The sequence below is a fragment of the methanotrophic endosymbiont of Bathymodiolus puteoserpentis (Logatchev) genome (genome assembly GCF_900128525.1).
GTDB lineage: Bacteria > Pseudomonadota > Gammaproteobacteria > Methylococcales > Methylomonadaceae > Methyloprofundus.
Genome location: NZ_FQTQ01000102.1, coordinates 1 through 3,599 on the forward strand (window position 1 = coordinate 1; position 3,599 = coordinate 3,599).

Sequence of the window (3,599 nt, forward strand, 5' to 3'; positions counted from 1 at the left end):
TCGTGGCTATTTTAATAGGACTGAGTTTATTAAAGATAATATAAAAAAGGTAACCTGAAAACTGCTCAAACCAGCCGCCTTTACGCTGCTCCTGAATACCATAAATAACATCAACTTCAGGTTTTCTGGTCAACTCGCTCCAAAACTGTAACAATAACTCAGGGTTCTCTTCAAGATCGGAATCAATCAAAAAAACAAATTCACCCAGCGCCTGCTCAAGGCCCGCCATACCCGCCTCATGATGTCCAAAATTGCGGGATAAATCGACAATTTTCAGGTGCGTATCTTGTCTTTGAGCAATCAGAGCCTTGTGTAATGAATCATCCGGCGAGCCATCATTCACCAGAATAATTTCGTATGCCTCAGTTATTTGTTGTGCGCAGACACTAACTCTTCTAATAAATTCATCAATATAGGGTGATGACTGATATAAAGTACTGACGATAGAAAGTTTCATTAATATCCGTTAACAAATTTAAAAAACCAAGAAAAAACTAAGCTATTAAAAGTAACATTATTTTGTTACAAGATAATTAATATACACCATTTAACTGTCATTTTAAGGTCGAATATATTTAAAACTCTCGGCTTACGGTACTAGCTCCTCATCAGGGCTAGAACATGCTATTATTCGTCCAATAAAATTCTAGCGCTTCCGAATCTTTAGCAAAACTCAGAAATTCTCAATTTAGGGGGCTCAAGCTAGAATACCAGAGGTAGGATCTGCTGACGATAGAAAGTGCATCATTTATGTGATGCGCTTCGTGTCTCAGCACACCCTACAACAGGCGTTAGCAAGCTGTTAAAAATGAGGAGTGATTATTATTGATCACAAGATATTGATTTTATTTTAAATTTAAAACCACTAACAAAAACTTCGCTCCACACCACCAAACAAGGGACAATGAAGCAACTTACGTTATTAATACTCGGCGCTAGCCTTACTCAATTACCTATCATTAAAAAAGCGGTAGAGCTAGGCTATTACGTGATTACTTTGGATAATATCCCAAGCAGCATAGGCCACCAATTTTCGCACCAAAGCGTAAATTGTAGCACTGCCGACCAAATTAGCGTATTGAAACTTTCTCAACAGCTCAATATCAACGGCATCACCACCTTTGCCTCAGATATAGCAACTCTCACTGTCGCATTTGTAGCCAAATCTTTAAATTTACCTAGCTGCCCATTAAGTACGACTAACATCCTTGCCAATAAAGCAAATTTTCGTTTATTTCAAGAAACAAATGATTTATCCCACCCTCGCTTTTTTATCAGTAAAAATAGTGCAGATATAGCTAATCTTCCTGCCCACCTAACAGCACCGCTTATATTTAAACCCATTGATACATCAGGTTCGCGGGGTATCACAAAAGTTGACCACTTTAACATAAATCATTATCGCGATGCGTATAACCACGCGCAACAATACTCGCGCTCCAAAACCGTCAGTATCGAGCAATTTATGATAGGCACCGATGTCAGTGGTGATGGTTTTTTAATCAATGGCAAGCTACACGCCTTTATCACACAAAAATATAAGCATAACTTTATTCCCATTGGCCATAGCCTGCCTAACAATATAAGCGATGAAGATGAAAAGCGCATTCTTACTACAGTAGAACAAACCTGTCATGCCGCTAATTACTTTAATGGTCCCATTGATTTTGATGTTAATATTTCCGCACAGCACACAATGGTTATAGAAATGAGCCCACGCTTGGGTGGTAATGGTATTCCTGAATTAATAAACCATCATACGGGTATTGATTTAATCGAAATGAGTATTGAATATGCTTTAGGAAAGCCGCTCAAAGCTCCCGTTGAATCCATACAAACCTATCCTTGTGGTTCTTATATTTTTGGCAGTGAAAAAGCAGGACAACTGGAATATATAGCATCAAAACAAGACCTGCATAAGCAGCTACCTAAGCTACTAAAATACCAACTTAACTATGCGCAAGGCGATGCAATTCCTGCCTTTGATCATAGCGGTAATAGCCTTGGCTATGCCCTTTTTGCCTATGCTCCAGAAGAAAGCTATACACAAATTGTTAGTCGCTTACAATCTGCATTGCAACTGCGTGTTACAACGCCAAATTCAGTTGATGCTGGCAAATATACAATGGTCACTGAAACACACTGAACTATAATATAAAATGACCTCTAAAAGGCATCTTTCATTTCTCAGTTTACACTTTAAGTTTTAGTTCACTACTGTTAATTATGAGGATATTTTGTGGGAGGGGCTTTTAGCTGCGACTTGTATGAACCCTAATGTTATTGATGTTGAAGTAAAACAAAAATACATATTAAAACTAGCTTTTGAAAATAAAGAGGTCAGGATTTTTGATGCCAGTCCATTTTTAGACAAAGGCATATTCAGCGAATTAAAGGATATTAATTATTTTAAGCAAGTAAAGGTAGCATTTGGTGCCATTGAATGGCCTCACGAACAAGACTTTAGTAAAGACACTCTTTATCTATTAAGCACTCCTTTAGATAGCTAACGCCACAATCAACCGCCCAAGCATACGCTAAATAATGAATTTATCCTGGAAAAAATTACGCCACCTTGCAGACACTTATGGAGATTCTTTTTACATTCTGGATCCTGAGAAATTTAACAGGAACTACCAAAATTTTTTAGCGGCTTTCCAATCAATCTATCCTAATAGTCAAATTGCATACTCCTATAAAACCAATTACACCCCTCGCTTATGCCAACTAACTGAGCAAATGCATGGCTATGCTGAAGTTGTTTCTGGTATGGAATATGATTTAGCACTCAAAATTGGTGTAGCGCCTGAGCGTATTATTTTCAACGGCCCTTATAAACAAGCGCATGATATAGAACGAGCGCTGCTTAATCATTCCATTGTCAATATTGATTCAACTTATGAAGTCAAGCATATCTGCGCACTATCGAGTCAATTTCCACAACAAACAATACAGGTTGGTATTCGCTGTAATTTCATCATTGGCACAGAGTCCCCTTCACGATTTGGCTTTGATATAAAGGATGAAAATTTCCAGAAAACCCTTAAAATTCTAAGAAATTTTCCCAACTGCCAAATCACAGGCATTCACTGCCACTTCTTACCGCACGAGCGAAGCACAGAATCTTACAAAAAAATTGCGAGGCAAATGATTAAGCTTGCCTTAACCGAATTTGCCCAAGACAATCTTAAATATATAGACTTAGGCGGGGGGTTTTTCAGCCCCATGCCAATTAAACTACAACAACAATTCTCTCACCCTATCCCCACATTTTCAGAATATGGGTATGCCATTGCTAATGAGTTCAAAGCTGCATTCCCTAAGAATGGCCCAGAATTGATTTTAGAGCCTGGCATTTCACTAACGGCTGATACGATGCAGTTTGTCACAAAAATTATCGACATAAAAGCGCAAGAAAAGCATCAAATCGCTTTAGCCGCCGCAAGTCGCTACGATATAAAACCAAATTTAAGTGCCCGTAATCTGCCTCTCTCTGTTTTTCATGCGCCCGACAGCAAGCCACGCCAAGGTATATTTAATATTGTTGGCTCAACCTGCATGGAAAACGACTGCTTATATGATAATTACACAGGTAAATT

At 38.3% G+C, this 3,599-nt stretch carries 4 protein-coding genes; 3 read left to right on the top strand and 1 reads right to left on the bottom strand.

Annotated elements, in window-relative coordinates; all coding sequences use genetic code 11:
- Nucleotides 1-457, bottom strand: a 457-nt coding sequence (locus BQ7314_RS08520) for a glycosyltransferase family 2 protein (protein ID WP_174483281.1), incomplete at its 3' end; no start/stop codon positions are given.
- A gap of 447 nt (nt 458-904) precedes the next feature.
- Between BQ7314_RS08520 and BQ7314_RS08525 the strand changes: the two genes are divergently transcribed.
- The 3 genes from BQ7314_RS08525 to BQ7314_RS08535 all read left to right on the top strand — a co-directional run.
- Complete coding sequence (locus tag BQ7314_RS08525) at nt 905-2,146, top strand: ATP-grasp domain-containing protein (RefSeq protein ID WP_174483282.1); 1,242 nt, start codon at nt 905-907, stop codon at nt 2,144-2,146.
- Nucleotides 2,147-2,267: 121 nt separating this feature from the next.
- Entirely contained in the window at nt 2,268-2,510 is a 243-nt protein-coding gene (locus BQ7314_RS08530; protein ID WP_174483283.1) for a DUF2442 domain-containing protein, read from the top strand.
- Nucleotides 2,511-2,544: 34 nt separating this feature from the next.
- The coding region (locus BQ7314_RS08535) for a type III PLP-dependent enzyme domain-containing protein (protein WP_174483284.1) at nt 2,545-3,599 on the top strand (1,055 nt) is incomplete at its 3' end.

What these genes read in the sequence shown, in the direction of transcription:
- BQ7314_RS08530 (WP_174483283.1), top strand. Translation starts at nt 2,268, where the DNA reads ATGAACCCTAATGTTATTGATGTTGAAGTAAAACAAAAATACATATTA.
- BQ7314_RS08525 (WP_174483282.1), top strand. Translation starts at nt 905, where the DNA reads ATGAAGCAACTTACGTTATTAATACTCGGCGCTAGCCTTACTCAATTA.